The following is an 18,374-nucleotide window of genomic DNA, read 5'->3' on the forward strand; positions in this document are numbered from 1 at the left end:
GGCGTAAAATCCACGCAAACGTTCAGGAGATTTACCATGGCATCGTCGTTCACCATCGATTCAAAGCTCGACAGCACGCTGGAAGACCTGAAAAAGCACTATGGTGCCACCTCGAAGGCCGAGATATTGCGCAAGGCCGTCGCGCTGCTCAATATTGTCAGCCGTCACGAAGAGGCGGACGGCAGCGTCACCCTGCGCCAGGACGGTACCGATACCAAGATCGTGTTGCGGTGACGGAGAACGTCCTCGACGTCGCCGCCGAGGAAGGCCGCGTCGGCAACGCCGTCGAAACGGCCACGGCGAGCAGCATCCGCGCCGACATCTGGCTGCGGATCGGTATGGTCGTGGTCGTCTGCGGCATCTTCATCTGGCTGAACTGGCGCGTCATCGAATTCGTCCAGGAAGCGCTGCGCCTGGATATCGCCCGCATGAACGCCACGCCGCCCCTGCCACCCGAACACCGGCTCGTCACGTCGCAAGTCGTCATGGCGCTGATCGGCGCGACCGTCGTGCAGACGGGGATCGGGTTTATTGCGATTACTTCCTACCTGTTCCCCAGGCGCGGCGGCTGAGGCTGTGCCCGACCGTGTTGCGGCCTCACGCCGCGGCACACCGTCAACATGACACCCACGTTGACGAGCGGGACCATGAGGAGCGCTGCCGGGCCGCGGTGCTTGCCGCTTCTACTCTCGAGCCCGTGACAGTTTTTGTGCCTGACCCCGATGTTGTCACGAGCCCGGCAGTCAGGGCTTTTCGCCGTAGCCCCCTCCCCCTGGCGTCTCGATGACGAACACGTCGCCCGGCGCCATTTCCGTCTTGCCGATATGTCCCAGTTCGTCGACGCTGCCGTCCGCCCGTTCGACGCGGTTGCGGCCCGTGGCGCCGGGCTGGCCGCCGGCCATGCCGAATGGCGCGTGCAGGCGGTTGTTCGACAGGATCGCGGCCGTCATCGGTTCCAGGAAGCGCACGCGCCGGATGCCGCCGTTGCCGCCGTGCCAGCGCCCGGCGCCGCCCGAGCCGGCGCGGATGGCGTAGCCGTCCAGCCGGACGGGGAAGCGGAATTCCAGGATCTCCGGGTCGGTCAGGCGCGAGTTCGTCATATTGGTCTGCACCACGTCCGTGCCGTCGTAGCCGTCGCCCGCACCGGAGCCGCCGCTGATCGTTTCGTAGTACTGATACCTGCTGCTGCCGAACGTGAAATTGTTCATCGTCCCCTGGGATGCTGCCATGACGCCCAGCGCGCCGTACAGCGCATTGGTGATGCATGTCGACGTTTCCACATTGCCCGACACGACCGAGGCCGGATAGTGCGGATTGAGCATCGACCCCGGGGGATGACGACGGACAGCGGCTTGAGGCAACCGGCGTTGAGCGGGATCTCGTCGTCCACCAGCGTGCGGAACACGTACAGCACGGCTGCCATGCAGACGGCCGACGGCGCATTGAAGTTGTTGGGCAGCTGGCTTGAGGTGCCGGTGAAATCGATCGTGGCGCTGCGCGCCGCGCGGTCCACCGTCACGGCCACCTGGATCTGCGCGCCGTTATCGAGCTGCACCGTGTAGCTGCCGTCATGCAGGGCGCCGATCACGCGGCGCACCGCTTCCTCCGCGTTGTCCTGCACGTGGCCCATGTACGCCTGCACCACGTCCAGCCCGAAGTGCGCCACCATGCGGTGCAGTTCCTCCACGCCCTTCTGGTTGGCGGCCACCTGCGCGCGCAGGTCGGCCAGGTTCTGGTCGGGATTGCGGGCCGGCCAGGGCGCGCCCGTCAACAGCGCGCGCGTCTCGTCCTCGCGCAGCCGGCCGCCCGCCGCGCCGTCGACCAGCTTGAAGTTGTCGATCAACACGCCCTCTTCGTCGATGTGCACCGAGTCGGGCGGCATCGAGCCGGGCGTCGTGCCGCCGATGTCCGCGTGGTGGCCGCGCGAACCGACGTAGAACAGGATGGTGCCGCCCGCCTCGTCGAACACCGGCGTGATGACGGTGACGTCGGGAAGGTGCGTGCCGCCGTTGTAGGGGTCGTTCAGCATGTAGACGTCGCCCGGATGCATGCGGCCGGCGTTGCCGCGCATGACGCGCTTGATGCTCTCGCCCATCGATCCCAGGTGGACGGGCATGTGCGGCGCGTTGGCGATCAGGTTGCCGTCCGCATCAAAGATGGCGCAGGAGAAGTCGAGGCGCTCCTTGATGTTGACGGAATAGGCCGTGTTCTGCAGCCGCAGTCCCATCTGCTCGGCGATCGACATGAACAGGTTGTTGAAGATCTCCAGCATGACCGGATCGGCGCTGGTGCCGATGGCGCGCCGCTCCGGTAGTGCCTCGATCCTCGTCAGCACCAGGTGATCCTGCGGCGTGACGACGGCCTGCCAGCCCGGCTCCACCACGGTCGTTGCATTGGCTTCGGCGATGATGGCCGGCCCGGCGATAACGTCGCCGATGCGGGTGTCGGCCCGTGTGTACAGGCCCGTCGGGCGCCACTGCCCGGCGCTGTACATGCGCACGGTGCGGTGCGGGACCAGCGCCCCGGCCCGCGGTGCCTGGCCGGGTGCCACGGGTGGCGGCGCATCGGATGCGCCGATCGCTTCGACGGACACCGCCTCGACGATCAGCGCCTTGTGCGGCATCAGGAATGAAAAGCGCTTCTTATAGGCCGCCTCGAACTGTGCCACCATCGCGGGCAAGTCGGCGTGCAGGACGAGCAGCGCGGAGTCCGTGCCTTCGTAGCGCAGGTGCACGCGCCGCACCGCCGTGGTACGTTCGGGCGCGACGCCTTGCGCGCGCAATGCGCCGGTCGCATCGATCGCCAGCGTGTCCAGGCGTGCCGCCAGCGCCGGCAGATTGTCCGGCACCAGCTTCAACTCGACGGCCGCTTCGCGCATCGCCGTCTGGTCGGCCAGGCCCATGCCGTAGGCCGACAGCACGCCGGCCAGCGAATGGATGAACACCGTCTTCATGCCCAGCGCGTCCGCCACCAGGCAGGCGTGCTGGCCGCCGGCGCCGCCAAAGCTGGTCAGCGCGTAGTCCGTCACGTCATGGCCGCGCTGGACGGAGATCTGCTTGATCGCATTGGCCATATTGCCGACGGCGATATCGATATAGCCGGCAGCCACCTCCTCCGGCGACGTCGGCTTGCCGGTGGCCGCGGCGATCTCCCCGGCCAGTGCGGCAAAGCGCTCGCGCACGATGTCCGCATCGAGCGGCGCATCGCCGTCCGGCCCGAACAGCGCCGGGAATTCCTCCGGCTGGATCTTGCCCAGGCAGACGTTGCAGTCGGTGACGGCCAGCGGGCCGCCACGCCGATAGCTCGCCGGCCCCGGATTGGCGCCTGCGCTGTCCGGGCCCACGCGCAGCCGGCTGCCGTCGAAGTGCAGGATCGAGCCGCCGCCGGCGGCCACCGTGTGGATGCTCATCATCGGCGCGCGCATGCGCACGCCGGCCACCTGCGTCTCGAACACCCTTTCGAACTCGCCGGAATAATGCGACACGTCCGTCGACGTGCCGCCCATGTCGAAGCCGATGATCTTCTCGAATCCGGCCAGCCGGCTGGCACGCACCATGCCGACGATGCCGCCGGCCGGGCCGGACAGGATGCTGTCCTTGCCCTGGAACGCGCGCGCGTCCGTCAGCCCGCCGTTCGACTGCATGAACTGCAGGTTCACGCCCGGCAGCTCGCCCGCCACCTGGTCGACATAGCGGCGCAGGATCGGCGACAGATAGGCGTCGACGACGGTCGTGTCGCCGCGCGCGACGAGCTTCATCATCGGGCTGACCACGTGCGACACGGAGACCTGCGTGAAACCGATAGCCCGGGCGATGGCGGCCACCGCCGCCTCGTGCTCCGTGTAGCGGTAGCCGTGCATGAAGACGATGGCCAGCGAACGGTAGCCCGCGTCCCACGCGGCCTGCAGCCCCGCCCGTGCGGCGCCTTCGTCCAGCGGGGTGGCAACGTCGCCATGCGCGCCCATGCGTTCGTCGATCTCGATCACGTGGCCGTACAGCAGCTCCGGCAACACGATATGGCGGTCGAACAGGCGTGGGCGGTTCTGGTAGGCGATGCGCAGCGCGTCGCCGAAGCCGCGCGTGATGGCCAGCGCGGTGCGCTCGCCTTTGCGCTCGAGCAGCGCGTTGGTGGCCACCGTCGTGCCCATCTTGACGGCCGCGATCCGTGCCGCCGGGACCGGATCCGCCGGCGCGACGCCCAGCAAATGGCGGATCCCGGCGATGGCGGCGTCGGCATACTGTTCCGGGTTCTCCGACAGCAGCTTGTGCGTACCCAGCGTGCCGTCGGGCCGGCGCGCGACGATATCGGTGAAGGTGCCGCCACGGTCGATCCAGAATTGCCAGTCCATCCCTATCTCCGGTGTCAAAATGGCTATTGTAGTGCGGCGAGCCTCGCATGGGCGCGGCGGTGCTAGAATCGGTCGTCACGACAGCAGCCGGCCCGCAGCCGGCCTATCCGCCGCCCATGCACGCCCTGTACACCGTCCGCGAGCTCCGTGAAATCGAAGCCGATGCCGCCCGGCGCCTGCCCCCGGGGCACTGATGCAGCGGGCCGGCCAGGCGGGCGCGAACGTGGCGCTCGATCTGCTGCCCATGTCGACGAAAAATGCACGGGTGCTCGTGCTGGCCGGTCCCGGCAACAACGGCGGCGACGCGCTGGAGTGCGCGGCGCACCTGGCCCATGCCGGCGCCCAGGTTACCGTCATGTATTTCGACGGCGGCGCATCGCCCGAGCGCACGCGGGCCCTGGAACGCGCCCGCGCCAGCCCCGCCGTGTTTACCGACCTGACGCGGGACGAGATCGCCGCCAGCCAGTGGCAACTGGCCATCGACGGCCTGTTCGGCATCGGCCTGACGCGTCCCGTCACGGGGCCGTTCGCCGCGCTGATCGACGCCGTCAACGCCCTCGCCTGTCCGATCCTTGCGCTGGACGTGCCCAGCGGCCTGGATGCCGATGGCGGCTGCGTCGTCGGCCCCGGCGGGTGCGCCGTGCGCGCCACGCACACCCTCACCTTCATCGGCGACAAGCCCGGCCTGCACACTGCCGATGGCCGCGACCATGCGGGCAGCGTGACCGTGGCCACGCTCGAGATCGACGCGGCGCATTTCCCGCCTGCGGCCATGCGGCTGGGCGACGTGGCGCTGTTTGCCGGCGCGGCAAGGCAGCGCCGGCAGAACACGCACAAGGGCAGCTTCGGCAACGTGGCGGTGCTGGGCGGCGCTCCCGGCATGAGCGGTGCGCCGATCCTGGCGGGACGGGCCGCGCTGCATGCCGGCGCCGGCCGTGTCTACCTGTACTTTGCGGGCCCCGCGCCGGCGACCGACCCGGGACAGCCGGAGCTGATGTGCCGCGCGGCGCACGGCGCCGATTTCGGCGCCGCCGTCACCGTGGCGGGCCCGGGACTGGGCGGCAGCGACGAGGCGGCGCACCTGCTGGAAGCGGCCCTCGCCAGCCCGCAGCCGCTGGTGGCCGATGCCGACGCGCTCAACCTTCTCGCCGCGCGACTGGCGCTGGCGGCGCGGCTGCGTGGGCGCAAGGCCGCGACCATCCTGACGCCCCACCCGCTCGAAGCGGCACGCCTGCTCGGTGTCGGCGCCGGTGCCATCGGGCGCGATCGCATCGACAGCGCGCGCCGGCTTGCCGCCGGGCTGCATGCGATCGTGGTCCTGAAGGGCTCCGGCACCGTCATCGCGGCGCCCGACGGGGCCATCGTCATCAACCCGACCGGCAACCCGGCGCTGGCGACGGCAGGCACGGGCGACGTGCTGGCGGGGCTGTGCGGGGCACTGCTGGCGCAGGGCTGGCCGGCCTGGGAAGCGGCACTGGGCGCGGTGTGGCTGCACGGCATGGCCGCGGACGTGCTGGTGGCAGATGGCGTCGGCCCCATCGGGCTGACGGCCGGCGAGCTGATACCGGCCATCCGCACGGCGCTGAACCGGCTGGTGGCGCAGCGCGCACGCCAGCCCAGGTAAAACGGCTAGACCAGCCGGCCGGCCGCGATCGTGACGGTGCGTCCGCAGCGGGCGGCAATGCCCGTATCGTGCGTGACAAGAACCAGCGTCGAGCCGCGCTCGCGATTGAGCTCGAACATCAGCGCGATCACGGCCTCGCCGGTGGCGGCGTCGAGGCTGCCGGTCGGCTCGTCCGCCAGCAGCAGCGGCGGCTCCGTGACGAAGGCGCGCGCCAGCGCCACGCGCTGCTGTTCGCCGCCGGACAGGAATTTCGGATAGTGTCTGAGGCGGCTGGACAAGCCGACGCGGCCCAGCATCGCCTCGGCCTTGGCGCGGGCGTCGCCGTCGCCGCGCAATTCCAGCGGCAGCATGACGTTCTCCAGCGCCGTCAGGTGCGCCAGCAGCTGAAACGACTGGAACACGAAGCCAAGCCGCTCCTTGCGCAGCGCGGCGCGGCCGTCCTCGTCCAGCGCGAAGATATCGATGTCTTCGATCAGCACCGTGCCGGCGCTGGGCGTGTCGAGCCCCGCCAGTAATCCCAGCAGCGTGGACTTGCCGGAGCCGGAGGCGCCCACGATGGCAACCGTCTCGCCCCGTTGCACGGTAAAATCGACGCTGTGCAGGATGGTCAGCTCGCCGCTGGCATCGGCCACGCGCTTGGTCAGGCCGCGTACGGCAATGGCGTCCGGCCTGGCGGCGCCCTGCACGGCAGGCTGCTGGCGCGCCGTCGCGGGAGAATCGGGAACAAAACTGCTGGTGGCGCTGGAGAAATCTGGCATGGTCGAGGATGTGCGGAGTTGAGCTTATTTTGAACCGATTACTGAGGATGGACGTGCTGACGAATTTCAGAAACCTGGTGGCCCTGTGCGCACTGCTCGTACTGGGCGTCGGCGCGAACGCCTATTCTGCCCCAAAAACGCTGCTCGTGGTGGGCGACAGCCTGTCGGCCGAATATGGCATCGCCCGCGGCACCGGCTGGGTTGCCCTGCTGGAGCGCAAGCTGCAGGCACAGAACATCGCCGCCAGCATCGTCAACGCCAGCGTCAGCGGCGAAACCACCAGCGGCGGGCGCACCCGCCTGCCCGCGCTGCTGACGAAGCACAAGCCTGACATCGTCGTCATTGAACTGGGCGCCAACGATGGCCTGCGCGGCCTGCCCGTCACGGCCGCCGATGCGAATCTGCGCGCGATGGTGAGCGCGGCACGGAAGGCCGACGCGCAAGTGCTCCTCGTCGGCATGCAGATCCCGCCGAACTACGGCCGCGACTACGCGGATAAATTCTCGGCCATGTACGGCGCCATCAGCCGCGACGAGAAGGTGGCGCTGGCCCCGTTCATGCTGGCTGGCGTGGCGGAAAAAGCGGACCTGTTCCAGGCCGACCGCCTGCACCCGCTGGCGGCGGCGCACCCTGTCATCCTGAATAATATCTGGCCCTCGCTGGCCCCACTGTTGAAAGCCAAATGAAGTATCCCGAAATCCTCCGCATCGACGACGTGCTGGCCCGCCTCGACGACTTCGACACGATCATCGACGCGCGCACGCCGGACGAATTCGCGCTGGACCACCTGCCCGATGCGATCAACTGCCCCGTGCTGGACAACGAGCAGCGCATCCGCGTCGGCACCATGTACAAGCAGGTCGGCAGCTTCGAGGCGAAGAAGGTGGGCGCCGCATTGGTGGCGAAGAACATCGCCCACCATATCGAGACGCTGTGGCAGGACAAGCCGCGCGAATGGAAGCCACTGGTCTACTGCTGGCGCGGCGGCAACCGCAGCGGCTCGATGGCGCATATCCTGGCAAAGATCGGCTGGCCCGTGGTGCAGCTCGAAGGCGGCTATAAAGCCTTCCGCAACCGCGTCAACGCCGACCTGGAGCGAACGCCCGAACTGGATTTCCGCGTCATCTGCGGCACCACGGGCAGCGGCAAGACGCGCCTGCTGGACACGCTCGAATCGATCGGCGCGCAGGTGCTCGACCTGGAACAGCTGGCCGCGCACCGCGGCTCCGTGCTGGGCAACCTGCCCTGCCAGCCGCAGCCGACGCAAAAGGGCTTCGAGACGTCGATCTGGAACCGGCTGCGCCGCTTCGATCCGCAGCGGCCCGTCTTCGTCGAATCGGAAAGCAGGAAGGTGGGCGACCTGCGCGTGCCGGCCGCGCTGATGGAGCGCATGCGCGCGTCGCCCTGCGTCGCGCTGCAGGTGGCGCGTGCCGAGCGCGTCAAGCTGCTGATCGAGGACTACCAGCACTTCGCCTGCAACGCGCCGGCGCTGAACGCGCAGCTCGAATACCTGACGGACCTGCACGGCAAGGCGAGAATCGCCGCATGGCAGGAGATGGCAACGGGCGGGCGCATGCCGGAACTGGTCGACGAACTGCTGGTGAACCACTACGACCCCGCCTACACCCGCTCCATCCATCGCAACTTCAGCCAATACGAACACGCGCAGGCGGTGGCGCTGGCCGACATCTCGCCCGCTTCGTTCCTTGCGGCCGCGCGGACGTTGCACAACGACTGATTGCCACTCGGGGACCCGCACCTTCAGGCGCCAGTCCCCGGCGTCCGCATCGCACACCCGCGGTGCACGCCGGCCTTCCATTCGATACGGCAGTCTGGTGCGCCACCACATCGGGGCCAGGCACCGGCCGCCGCGCAAGTCTCCGTCACCATTTCCTGCCCTCATAAAAAAAGCCGCCCGGCGCAACCGGGCGGCTTTCCGCATTCATGGGGTCGTGAATTACTCGGTGCCGTCGGCCTTTGCGGCCGTCACCGGCTTGACGATCTTGACCTTGGCCTTTTCCTTCAGCACTTCGACGTAGTTGACCATGTCCTGCTGGGCCACGATATTGTCGATCTGCTCGGCGTCGGCCTTGCGGCGTGCCTCGTCCGGCGCGGCCGGCTGGTGCACCTTGCCGATGCGGTAGATGCCGTAGCCCATGCCTGGCAGCTCGATGCCCACGTAGGCCGGCAGCTTCGACGTGTCGGCTTTGAGCACGGCGCGGGCAGCCAGCGGGTTGATGCCGTCGATCTTCGCACGCGAGATCGTCAGCGGCGCGCCGAAGCCGGTCGCGTCGCCCGACGCCTTCAGCGCGGCCAGTTTGGCGTCGCCCGCCTTCTTGGCGGCGGCCAGCGCTTCCTGGGCCGTCACGCGCTGACGGATCTCGTCCGCCACTTCAGCCAGCGGACGCACGGATGCCGGCTTGAAGTCGACGATGCGGCCGGAGACCAGCGTGCTTGGCGCCACTTCCACCGCTTCCGTGTTGCGCTTGTCCTTGATCGCCTCGCCGGAGAACAGCGCGGTCAGGAACTTGGCGTTGTTGTACGGCGCCGCGCCCAGGGCGGGATTGGGCGTGCGGGTCAGACCGGCGGCCGTCTGGATTTTCAGACCCAGCTTGTCGGCCACGGGCTTGAGCGAATCGGCCTGTTCGTACACGGTGTTGGTGAACGTCTCGGCGGCTTCCGAATACTTCTTCGCAGCCTTCTGCTTTTTCAGTTCCGCGGCGATGTCGCCCTTGACGGCTTCCAGCGGCTTCAGCACGGCCGGCTTGAGCGCCGTCACGGTGATGATGTGATAGCCGAACTCGGACTCCACGACGCCGCTGACTTCACCCTGCTTGAGCTTGAAGATGGCCCCTTCCACGGTCGGTACCAGCGAACCTTTTTCGATCACGCCCAGGTCGCCGCCCTGCTCCGCCGAACCCGGATCTTCCGACTTCGCCTTGGCGATGGCCGCGAACTGGCTTGGGGCCTTGCGCACGTCGGCCAGGATCGCTTCTGCCTTGGCCTTCGCGGCCGTCTTGGCGGCGGCGTTGGCATCCTTCGCGGCGGCGACCAGGATATGACTGGCGCGGCGTTCTTCCGGCGCCGTGTAGCGTGCCGGAGCGGCGTTGTAGACGGCGGCGACTTCGTCGTCGCTGACGGTGATGCCGCTGGCGATTGCGTTGGCATCGAAGACAACGTACTCGATGCTGGCCTGTTCCGGCACGGCGTACTGCTTGGTGTTCTTGTCGTAGTACGCCTTGATCATGGCGTCGGTGACCTTGACGTCGGCGGCGAAGCCGGACAGCGGCAATACCAGCTCCTGCACGTCGCGTTCCTGCTCCGTCAGATTGGCGACCAGCTGCGACACGGTGCGCGGTGCGAACGCGCTGCCCTGCACGCCGGCAGCCATCTGCTGGATCGTCAGATCGCGCTTGAGCGACTGGAAGTAGCCTTCGGGCGACAGGCCCGTCTGGCTGGCGATCAGGCTGGCGGCGCGCTCTTCATCGAGCTTGCCGTCGGCTTTGAACATGCCGGGAATGTCCTGCAGGCTCTCGGCCACGGCGCGCTGCACGGCGGCGTCGGCCACGCCCAGGTGGCTGCGCGACGCCTCGGCGACGATGGCGCGCTGAGCGATCAGGTTATCGAGCACGCTCTGGCGGAATTCGGGGGTGTCGAACAGCTTCTGGTCGAACTGGGCACCGAGGCGCTGGCGGTACTGGTCCAGCTGCCGACGCAGCGCCTGCTCGTATTCCTGCTGGGTCAGCGCCTGGCCGCCGACCTTGGCGACCGTATTGGCGCTGTCGCCGGAGCTGTTGTAACCGCTGACGCCGACGAAGACGAACGACGGCACAATGACGATCGCCAGCAAAATCTGCATCAGTTTTTGATGCGTACGAATGAATTCAAACATGGTCGGCCAATTTGATGAGTGGATCACTTCAAGGCACCGGCGCATGCCGCACGGCCCCTGTAAAAAAGGCGAACCCGAGTTCGCCCTCTGCTGCTCACGCGATTATAGGGGGCGGGTACTGGTATAGCAAGGCAACGGTTTGAATAATTGGCAAGACTGGCAGATCGAACCAGTGCGCTGCGCCGTGTCATTTCATGCCATGGTCATGCCTGCCCCGCACCGGAAAACAAAAAACCCCGCAGCCTCAGCTTGCGGGGTTTTTGATATTCTGGCGGAGCGGACGGGGCTCGTCGACGTTCCGCCGACCGCGGTTTCGCTGGCAAGCGAAACCCTTCGAGCCCTGGGCTCGTGCTCCCCGCAGGGGGAGCACTTCTACAACGATGTTCTGGCGGAGCGGACGGGGCTCGTCGACGTTGCGCCGACCGCGGTTTCGCTGGCAAGCGAAACCCTTCGAGCCCTGGGCTCGTGCTCCCCGCAGGGGGAGCACTTCTACAACGATGTTCTGGCGGAGCGGACGGGGCTCGAACCCGCGACCCCCGGCGTGACAGGCCGGTATTCTAACCAACTGAACTACCGCTCCAGGACTTGCAACGTCGCTCGGTGAGCTTGCGACCGGACAGTTGCCGGCTCACCGAAGTCAATTAGTTTACAGCATCTTTCAGTGCTTTACCAGCTTTGAATTTCGGCACTTTGGCGGCCTCGATCGTGATCTCTTCCTTGGTGCGCGGGTTGCGGCCGGTACGGGCTGCGCGCTCGCTCACCATGAAGGTGCCGAAGCCGACGAGGGTCACGCTGTCGTTCTTGGCCAGAGTAGTGGTAACGCCATCGATCATCGCGTCCAGCGCGCGTGCCGCGGCCGCTTTCGAGATGTCAGCGGAAGTGGCGATATGGTCGATCAGTTCAGTCTTGTTCACAGCTTGTTCCCCGTCACAAAGGTTTAAATCGTTTATACCGTTTCTGCACCCTTGCGGGGCGGCCCGGCAATTGAAAGGGGCTTCGAAAAATCGTCGCGGACAGAACCGGCGGCGCCGCGCAAGGGCGGCGGGCAAGGCGGCGATGAAACGCAGGGGATTTTTCGAGGCTCCTGAAGGGCAGAGAAAAATCTCAGGCCGTATTAAACAGGCGACGCTTGCTCTGTGTCAAGGCGTGAAGTTGTAAATTATGCGTGAATTCCGGGGCTGGCGACCCCGCTCTCACGAAAGAGGCGTCGTACGAGTGAAAAACTGCCGCGCAAGTAGAAAAACGGGCACCCGAAGGTGCCCGTCCGTGACCGATCGCACAGGGCGCGCCGCGCTTAGCGCTTTACGCTCGGTGCTTCACGCTCAGTGCTTCACGACTTCGGTCGCACCTTCCGGCTTGGCCGTCGACGCAGCCACCGCGTCGACCGCCGGCACGTCCGCCAGCGCTTCCGGCTGACGTTCCAGGGCGATTTCCAGCACCTTGTCGATCCAGCGTACCGGCACGATTTCCAGCTTGTTCTTCACATTGTCCGGAATCTCGGCCAGGTCCTTGACGTTCTGCTCGGGGATCAGGACCGTCTTGATGCCGCCGCGATGCGCCGCCAGCAGCTTCTCTTTCAGGCCACCGATCGGCAGCACTTCGCCGCGCAGCGTGATCTCGCCCGTCATCGCCACGTCGGCGCGCACCGGGATGCCCGTAAACACCGACACCATCGCCGTCGTCATCGCGATACCGGCGGACGGACCGTCCTTCGGCGTCGCGCCTTCCGGCACGTGGATGTGCATGTCCTGCTTCTCGAACACCTCGCCCTTGATGCCCAGGCGTTGCGCACGGCTGCGTACAACGGTGCGGGCGGCCTCGATCGACTCCTTCATCACGTCGCCCAGCGTACCGGTGCGGATGACGTTGCCCTTGCCAGGCATGCTGACCGCTTCGATCGTCAGCAGGTCGCCGCCCACTTCCGTCCAGGCCAGTCCGACCACCTGGCCGACCTGATTTTCCTTTTCCGCCACGCCGAAGTCGTAGCGGCGCACGCCCAGGAACTTGTCCAGGTTTTTCGGCGTGACGGCAACCTTCTTCTCGGTCTTCTTCAGCAGCAGCAGCTTGACCACCTTGCGGCAGATTTTCGAGACTTCCCGTTCCAGCGAACGCACGCCTGCTTCACGGGTGTAGTAGCGGATCACGTCGCGGATGGCTGCTTCGCTGACGGCGATCTCGCCCTCGTTCAGACCGTTGTTCTTGATCTGCTTCGGCAGCAGGTAGCGCAGCGCGATGCTGGTCTTCTCGTCTTCCGTGTAACCGGACAGGCGGATCACTTCCATCCGGTCCAGCAGCGCCGGCGGGATGTTGTACGAGTTCGACGTCGCCACGAACATCACGTCCGACAGGTCGAAGTCCACTTCGATGTAGTGGTCCGAGAACGTGTGGTTCTGTTCCGGGTCCAGCACTTCGAGCAGGGCCGACGACGGATCGCCGCGGAAGTCCGCGCCCATCTTGTCGATCTCGTCCAGCAGGAAGAGCGGGTTGCGCACGCCGACTTTCGCCAGCGACTGCAGCACCTTGCCCGGCATCGAGCCGATGTAGGTACGGCGGTGGCCGCGGATCTCGGCTTCGTCACGCACGCCGCCCAGGGCCATGCGCACGAACTTGCGGTTCGTCGCGCGGGCAATGGACTGGCCGAGCGAGGTCTTGCCGACGCCCGGAGGGCCGACGAAGCACAGGATCGGGGCTTTCAGCTTGTCCACGCGCTGTTGCACCGCGAGGTATTCCAGGATGCGTTCCTTGACCTTGTCCAGACCGTAGTGATCGCCTTCCAGCACCTTCTCGGCGTTGGACAGATCGTTGTTGACCTTGGACTTCTTCTTCCACGGCAGCGATACCAGCGTGTCGATATAGTTGCGCACGACGGTGGCTTCGGCCGACATCGGCGACATCAGCTTGAGCTTCTTCAGCTCGGCGTTGGCCTTGTCCAGCGCTTCCTTCGGCATCTTGGCCGCGATGACTTTCTTCTCGAGTTCGTCGAAATCGGCACCCTCTTCGCCCTCGCCCAGTTCCTTCTGGATGGCCTTGACCTGTTCGTTCAGGTAATACTCGCGCTGCGACTTCTCCATCTGGCGCTTGACGCGGCCACGGATGCGCTTCTCGACCTGCAGGATGTCCAGTTCGCCTTCCAGCTGGCCGAGCAGGTGCTCGAGGCGCTTGGCGACGTTGAAGATTTCCAGGATGACCTGCTTCTGCTCGAGCTTGAGCGGCAGATGCGCGGCAACGGTGTCGGCCAGGCGGCCGGCGTCGTCGATGCCGGACAGCGAAGCCAGGATCTCGGGCGGAATCTTCTTGTTCAGTTTTACGTATTGATCGAACTGCTGCACGATGGCACGGCGCATCGCTTCGATCTCGGAGTCGTCGCCGATCTCGGAGTCCAGCGGCGTCAGGTCGGCCACGAAGTGCGTCGGTGCGTCGGTGATCTTGCGGATGCGCGCGCGCTGGGCGCCTTCGACGAGGACCTTGACGGTGCCGTCGGGCAGTTTCAGCATTTGCAGGATATTGGCGACGCAGCCGATTTCATAGATGTCGGCAGGAGAAGGTTCGTCCTTGGCGGCAGCTTTCTGGGCCGCGAGCATGATGCTCTTGCCCTGCTCCATAGCGGCTTCCAGCGCCTTGATCGATTTCGGACGCCCCACGAACAGGGGTATCACCATATGCGGGAATACGACGACATCCCGTAAAGGCAACAACGGCAGTTGAGTCTGCTCAGTTAATTTGGAAGTTGTCATGGCGTACCTTATGTAAAAGCATGTTTATGATGTAGGCACTTGCAGCCGAATCACAAGACCAGCGGTCATAATATTTATTGGCAACACATAATATTGCCCAAATATTAGGCGACTTGCATGGCAATGGACATTGTCCTTGCCCGATAAAAGAGCCGTTCCCGAATGAAAAAAGCCACGCGCGACAGGCGCCGCGAGTGGCTTTTCGAGTGAAGCCTGCTTCTCTTATTGGTTTCGATTGTACTGCCTTGCCGTACGGATGCAAAACGCTTTTTGCGGAAGTGTGCAACCCTTATTTAATTTTCACCGGACGCTTTTGGCGACTCCTGGTAAATCAGCAAAGGTTTTGCACCCTGCGTAATCGTGTTCTCATCGATGACGACTTTGGTGACGTTCTGCTGGTTCGGCAGATCGTACATGATGTCCAGCAGCGCGTGTTCCAGGATCGAACGCAGGCCGCGGGCGCCGGTCTTGCGGGCCAGCGCCTTCTTGGCGATGGCATGCAGCGCGGCCGGGCGGATTTCCAGCTCGGCGCCTTCCATCTCCAGGAGCTTGCTGTACTGCTTGATCAGCGCGTTCTTCGGCTCCACCAGGATCTGGATCAGTGCCTCTTCCGTCAGTTCCGCCAGGGTCGCCACGACCGGCAGACGGCCCACCAGCTCGGGATCAGGCCGAACTTGATCAGGTCCTCCGGCTCCGCTTCCATCAGAATATCGCTGTTGGTGCGCTGTTCCTTGCTCTTCACGGTGGCGGAGAAGCCGATGCCGCTCTTTTCCGAGCGGTTCGAAATGATCTTCGCCAGGCCGTCGAACGCGCCGCCGCAGATGAACATGATGTTGGTCGTGTCGATCTGCACGAAATCCTGGTTCGGATGCTTGCGCCCGCCCTGCGGCGGCACCGACGCCATCGTGCCTTCGATCAGCTTCAGCAGCGCCTGCTGCACGCCTTCGCCGGACACGTCGCGGGTAATCGACGGGTTATCGGATTTGCGCGAGATCTTGTCGATCTCGTCGATATAGACGATGCCGCGCTGGGCTTTCTCGACATCGTAGTTGCAGCTCTGCAGCAGCTTCTGGATGATGTTCTCGACGTCCTCGCCGACATAGCCGGCTTCCGTCAGCGTGGTCGCATCGGCGATCACGAACGGCACGTTCAGCATGCGCGCGAGGGTCTGGGCCAGCAGCGTCTTGCCGGAGCCCGTCGGGCCCACCAGCAGGATGTTGCTCTTTGCCAGCTCGACGTCGTCTTTCTTGCCCAGGTGTTTCAGGCGTTTGTAGTGGTTGTACACCGCCACCGACAGGATACGCTTGGCCGTCTGCTGGCCGATCACGTACTGGTTCAGCAACTCGGCGATCTCGTGCGGCGTCGGCAAGTCCGACTTGGCGCCCGTGACGGATTCGATGCTGGACGTCTCGTCGCGAATGATGTCATTGCACAAATCAATGCACTCGTCGCAGATGAAGACGGAGGGCCCGGCGATCAGCTTCTTGACCTCGTGCTGGCTCTTGCCGCAGAACGAGCAGTACAGAAGTTTTTCACCGCTGGAAGATTTTTTGTCGGACATGGGACGTTTTCTTTAGTTGCCAATATATTGCCGTTATGGTGCCGGGCGCCAGCGCGTAGCGTGACGACCGTGTTGCGCTTCCAGCCGCCCCGGCCTGTCGCGCGGATCGCTCCGCGCCACTAGCGCCATGTAAGGCGGCAAGAAGTCCTGCACACAACCACCATGCTACCCGAAATAAAAATAAAACGCCCGGAACGTTGTAGCGTCCGGGCGGATTTTTACCGATTTCGCGGGGACGCGCTTGCGCCGTATCAAGCGCGGGTCGTTAACACCTTGTCGATCAGGCCATATTCTGCTGCCTCGTCGCCGGACATGAAACGGTCGCGGTCCGTGTCCTTGGCGATCTGGTCGATCGATTGACCCGTGCGCTCGGCCAGGATGCTGTTCAGACGGTGGCGCAGATACAGGATTTCCTTCGCCTGGATCTCGATGTCGGACGCCTGGCCTTGCGAACCGCCGGACGGCTGGTGAATCATGATGCGGGAATTGGGCAGCGAGAAACGCTTGCCCTTGGCACCGGCCGCCAGCAGGAACGCGCCCATCGATGCGGCCATGCCCGTGCACAAGGTCGACACGTCAGGCTTGATGAACTGCATCGTGTCGAAGATCGCCAGGCCAGCCGAAACGGAACCGCCAGGCGAGTTAATGTACAGCGAGATGTCCTTGTCCGGATTTTCGCTTTCCAGGAACAGCAGCTGGGCGACGATCAGGTTGGCCATCTGGTCGTTGACCGGACCGACCATGAAGATCACGCGCTCTTTCAGCAGACGCGAGTAGATGTCATACGAGCGCTCGCCGCGACCGCTCTGTTCGATCACCATCGGCACCAGGCCGAGCATTTCCGTATCGAGTGCCGGATTACGGTTCATTCCGATCATTCCCATTCCTTTGTCTTGTGAAACAGCGCCGGGAGCCGCAGCGCAACGCACTGCGGCGGCCGGCGCCGGGATTTAAGCGCTAGGGGATCAGCCCTGCGCCTGGCTTCCCATCAGTTCGTCGAACGGCACTTCCTTCGTCGACGTTTTCGACAGGCCCAGGACGTAGGTGACGACGTTTTCTTCCAATACAAGGGCTTCCACTTCGGCCAGGCGGCGACGGTCGCTGTAGTAGTACTTCAGCACTTCGCGCGGATCTTCGTAGCTCTGCGCGAAGTCTTCGATCTGCGCCTTCACCTGTTCCGGCGTGGCAGCCAGTTCGTTGTCGCCGACCAGCTTCGACAGGATCAGACCCAGGCGTACGCGACGCTCGGCCTTGTCCTTGAACAGCTCCGGTGGGAATGGTACATCTTTTACGTTCATGCCGCGCTGCGCCATGTCCTGGCGGGTCATCTCGGCCAGGCGTTCCGTATCCTGGGCGATCAGCGCCTGCGGCACTTCCAGCTTGGCCGTCTTGACCAGGGCGTCCATCACGGCTTCCTTGTTGCGTGCCTTCACGCGGCCCGCGACTTCGCGTTCCAGGTTGACCTTGATGTCTTCGCGCATTTTGGCCAGGTCGCCGTCGGCAACGCCCAGCGATTTGGCGAACTCGGCATCGACTTCCGGCAGGTGTGCCCATTCCAGCTTCTTCAGCGTGATGGTGAACTCGGCGGTTTTGCCGGCCACGTCCTTGCCGTGGTAGTCCTCGGGAATGCCAGCGGGAACGTCTTCGACTCGCCCACTTTCAGGCCGACAGTCGCGGCTTCGAATTCCGGCAGCATGCGGCCTTCGCCCAGCACGAACGTGTAATCGTCGGCCTTGCCGCCAGCGAACTCGACGTCGTCGATCTTGCCGACGAAGTCCACGGTCACGCGGTCGCCGTTGGCGGCCACGGCTGCGCCGCCGTCGCCATGCTCGCCGGCCTCGCCCTTGGTGTGGAAGTGCACGCGCTGCTTGCGCAGGATGTCGATGGTCTTGTCGATTTCAACGTCGGTGACGGTCGACTTGACGGTTTCGATTTCAACGGCCGTCAGGTCGCCGACTTCCACTTCCGGGTAGACTTCGAACGTGGCGTCGAACGTCAGCTGGCCTTCCGGCGAGCCGTCTTTTGGCTCGATCTTCGGGAAACCGGCAACGCGCAGGTTGTTTTCGTTGGCGGCGTCGTTGAACGCGCGGCCGACCTTGTCGTTCAGCACTTCCGTTTCAATCTGGTAGCCGTACTGCGCCGCAACCATCTTCATCGGTACCTTGCCAGGACGGAAGCCTGGAGCGCGGGCGGACTTGGCCTGCACTTTGAGGCGCTTTTCCACTTCGGAACGGACGTCCGACAGCGGGAAGGAAATCGTGATGCGGCGTTCGAGTGCGCCCAAGGTTTCGACAGCAGTTGCCATGTAAAAATCGTCCAAAAAATGTGAATTCTGTTGGTGCGAGGAGGGGGACTCGAACCCCCACACCATTGCTGGCGTCAGGACCTAAACCTGGTGCGTCTACCAATTTCGCCATCCTCGCGCATCTGATTGCCCGGGAACCTGCGACATGTCGC

Annotated in this window: 10 protein-coding genes, 2 tRNA genes and 3 pseudogenes; 5 read left to right on the forward strand and 10 right to left on the reverse strand. The window is 64.9% G+C overall.

The genetic code is table 11. From position 1 onward, the window contains the following. Window positions 1-36 precede the first annotated feature (36 nt). A complete protein-coding gene (locus E1742_RS03130) occupies window positions 37-234 on the forward strand; it encodes a hypothetical protein (protein ID WP_134383514.1) in 198 nt (65 codons plus the stop codon). Then, on the forward strand, window positions 231-572 hold the full coding sequence (locus tag E1742_RS03135; protein WP_134383515.1) for a hypothetical protein: 342 nt from the start codon (window positions 231-233) through the stop codon (window positions 570-572). The genes E1742_RS03130 and E1742_RS03135 overlap by 4 nt, the downstream gene beginning before the upstream one ends. A 171-nt stretch (window positions 573-743) precedes the next feature. Here E1742_RS03135 and E1742_RS03140 read toward each other — a convergent pair. Then, window positions 744-4,348, reverse strand: a pseudogene (locus E1742_RS03140) (hydantoinase B/oxoprolinase family protein). Between the two features lie 193 nt (window positions 4,349-4,541). Between E1742_RS03140 and E1742_RS03145 the strand changes: the two are divergent. Then, window positions 4,542-5,972, forward strand: a complete 1,431-nt coding sequence (locus tag E1742_RS03145; protein WP_307721906.1) for an NAD(P)H-hydrate dehydratase — start codon at window positions 4,542-4,544, stop codon at window positions 5,970-5,972. A gap of 5 nt (window positions 5,973-5,977) precedes the next feature. On the opposite strand, the gene E1742_RS03150 is transcribed toward E1742_RS03145, so the two are convergent. Continuing rightward, window positions 5,978-6,730: an ABC transporter ATP-binding protein gene (locus E1742_RS03150; protein WP_134383516.1), complete on the reverse strand. Its 753-nt coding sequence runs from the start codon at window positions 6,728-6,730 to the stop codon at window positions 5,978-5,980. Window positions 6,731-6,777: 47 nt separating this feature from the next. Here E1742_RS03150 and E1742_RS03155 point away from each other — a divergent pair, with 47 nt between their 5' ends. After that, window positions 6,778-7,416: an arylesterase gene (locus E1742_RS03155; RefSeq protein ID WP_229466776.1), complete on the forward strand. Its 639-nt coding sequence runs from the start codon at window positions 6,778-6,780 to the stop codon at window positions 7,414-7,416. Then, complete coding sequence (gene mnmH, locus E1742_RS03160; protein ID WP_134383518.1) at window positions 7,413-8,468, forward strand: tRNA 2-selenouridine(34) synthase MnmH; 1,056 nt, start codon at window positions 7,413-7,415, stop codon at window positions 8,466-8,468. The genes E1742_RS03155 and mnmH overlap by 4 nt, the downstream gene beginning before the upstream one ends. A 219-nt stretch (window positions 8,469-8,687) precedes the next feature. On the opposite strand, the gene E1742_RS03165 is transcribed toward mnmH, so the two are convergent. The 8 genes and pseudogenes from E1742_RS03165 to E1742_RS03200 form a co-directional block, all read right to left on the reverse strand. Continuing rightward, complete coding sequence (locus E1742_RS03165) at window positions 8,688-10,589, reverse strand: SurA N-terminal domain-containing protein (protein ID WP_229466471.1); 1,902 nt, start codon at window positions 10,587-10,589, stop codon at window positions 8,688-8,690. Window positions 10,590-11,125: 536 nt separating this feature from the next. Continuing rightward, window positions 11,126-11,202 (reverse strand) — tRNA-Asp (locus tag E1742_RS03170). 61 nt (window positions 11,203-11,263) lie between these two features. Then, window positions 11,264-11,536: an HU family DNA-binding protein gene (locus tag E1742_RS03175; protein ID WP_134383520.1), complete on the reverse strand. Its 273-nt coding sequence runs from the start codon at window positions 11,534-11,536 to the stop codon at window positions 11,264-11,266. A 408-nt stretch (window positions 11,537-11,944) separates the two neighbouring features. Then, window positions 11,945-14,356, reverse strand: coding sequence for an endopeptidase La (gene lon / locus E1742_RS03180; protein ID WP_134383521.1), 2,412 nt, complete (start codon window positions 14,354-14,356; stop codon window positions 11,945-11,947). 293 nt (window positions 14,357-14,649) lie between these two features. Further along, window positions 14,650-15,917: pseudogene (clpX, locus tag E1742_RS03185) on the reverse strand (ATP-dependent Clp protease ATP-binding subunit ClpX). A gap of 251 nt (window positions 15,918-16,168) precedes the next feature. After that, window positions 16,169-16,786, reverse strand: a complete 618-nt coding sequence (gene clpP, locus E1742_RS03190; protein WP_371860224.1) for an ATP-dependent Clp endopeptidase proteolytic subunit ClpP — start codon at window positions 16,784-16,786, stop codon at window positions 16,169-16,171. Between the two features lie 96 nt (window positions 16,787-16,882). Further along, window positions 16,883-18,222: pseudogene (tig, locus tag E1742_RS03195) on the reverse strand (trigger factor). A gap of 31 nt (window positions 18,223-18,253) precedes the next feature. Further along, window positions 18,254-18,340 (reverse strand) — tRNA-Leu (locus E1742_RS03200). Window positions 18,341-18,374: the final 34 nt, after the last annotated feature.

It is taken from the genome of Pseudoduganella plicata, from assembly GCF_004421005.1.
Taxonomy (GTDB): Bacteria; Pseudomonadota; Gammaproteobacteria; order Burkholderiales; family Burkholderiaceae_D; genus Rugamonas; species Rugamonas plicata.

Bases quoted from the DNA above. Each gene is read 5' to 3' on its own strand.
- E1742_RS03150 (WP_134383516.1), bottom strand. From the start codon at position 6,730: ATGCCAGATTTCTCCAGCGCCACCAGCAGTTTTGTTCCCGATTCTCCC.
- E1742_RS03130 (WP_134383514.1), top strand. From the start codon at position 37: ATGGCATCGTCGTTCACCATCGATTCAAAGCTCGACAGCACGCTGGAA.
- clpP (WP_371860224.1), bottom strand. From the start codon at position 16,786: ATGAACCGTAATCCGGCACTCGATACGGAAATGCTCGGCCTGGTGCCG.
- E1742_RS03145 (WP_307721906.1), top strand. From the start codon at position 4,542: ATGCAGCGGGCCGGCCAGGCGGGCGCGAACGTGGCGCTCGATCTGCTG.
- E1742_RS03165 (WP_229466471.1), bottom strand. From the start codon at position 10,589: ATGCAGATTTTGCTGGCGATCGTCATTGTGCCGTCGTTCGTCTTCGTC.
- lon (WP_134383521.1), bottom strand. From the start codon at position 14,356: ATGACAACTTCCAAATTAACTGAGCAGACTCAACTGCCGTTGTTGCCT.
- E1742_RS03155 (WP_229466776.1), top strand. From the start codon at position 6,778: ATGGACGTGCTGACGAATTTCAGAAACCTGGTGGCCCTGTGCGCACTG.
- mnmH (WP_134383518.1), top strand. From the start codon at position 7,413: ATGAAGTATCCCGAAATCCTCCGCATCGACGACGTGCTGGCCCGCCTC.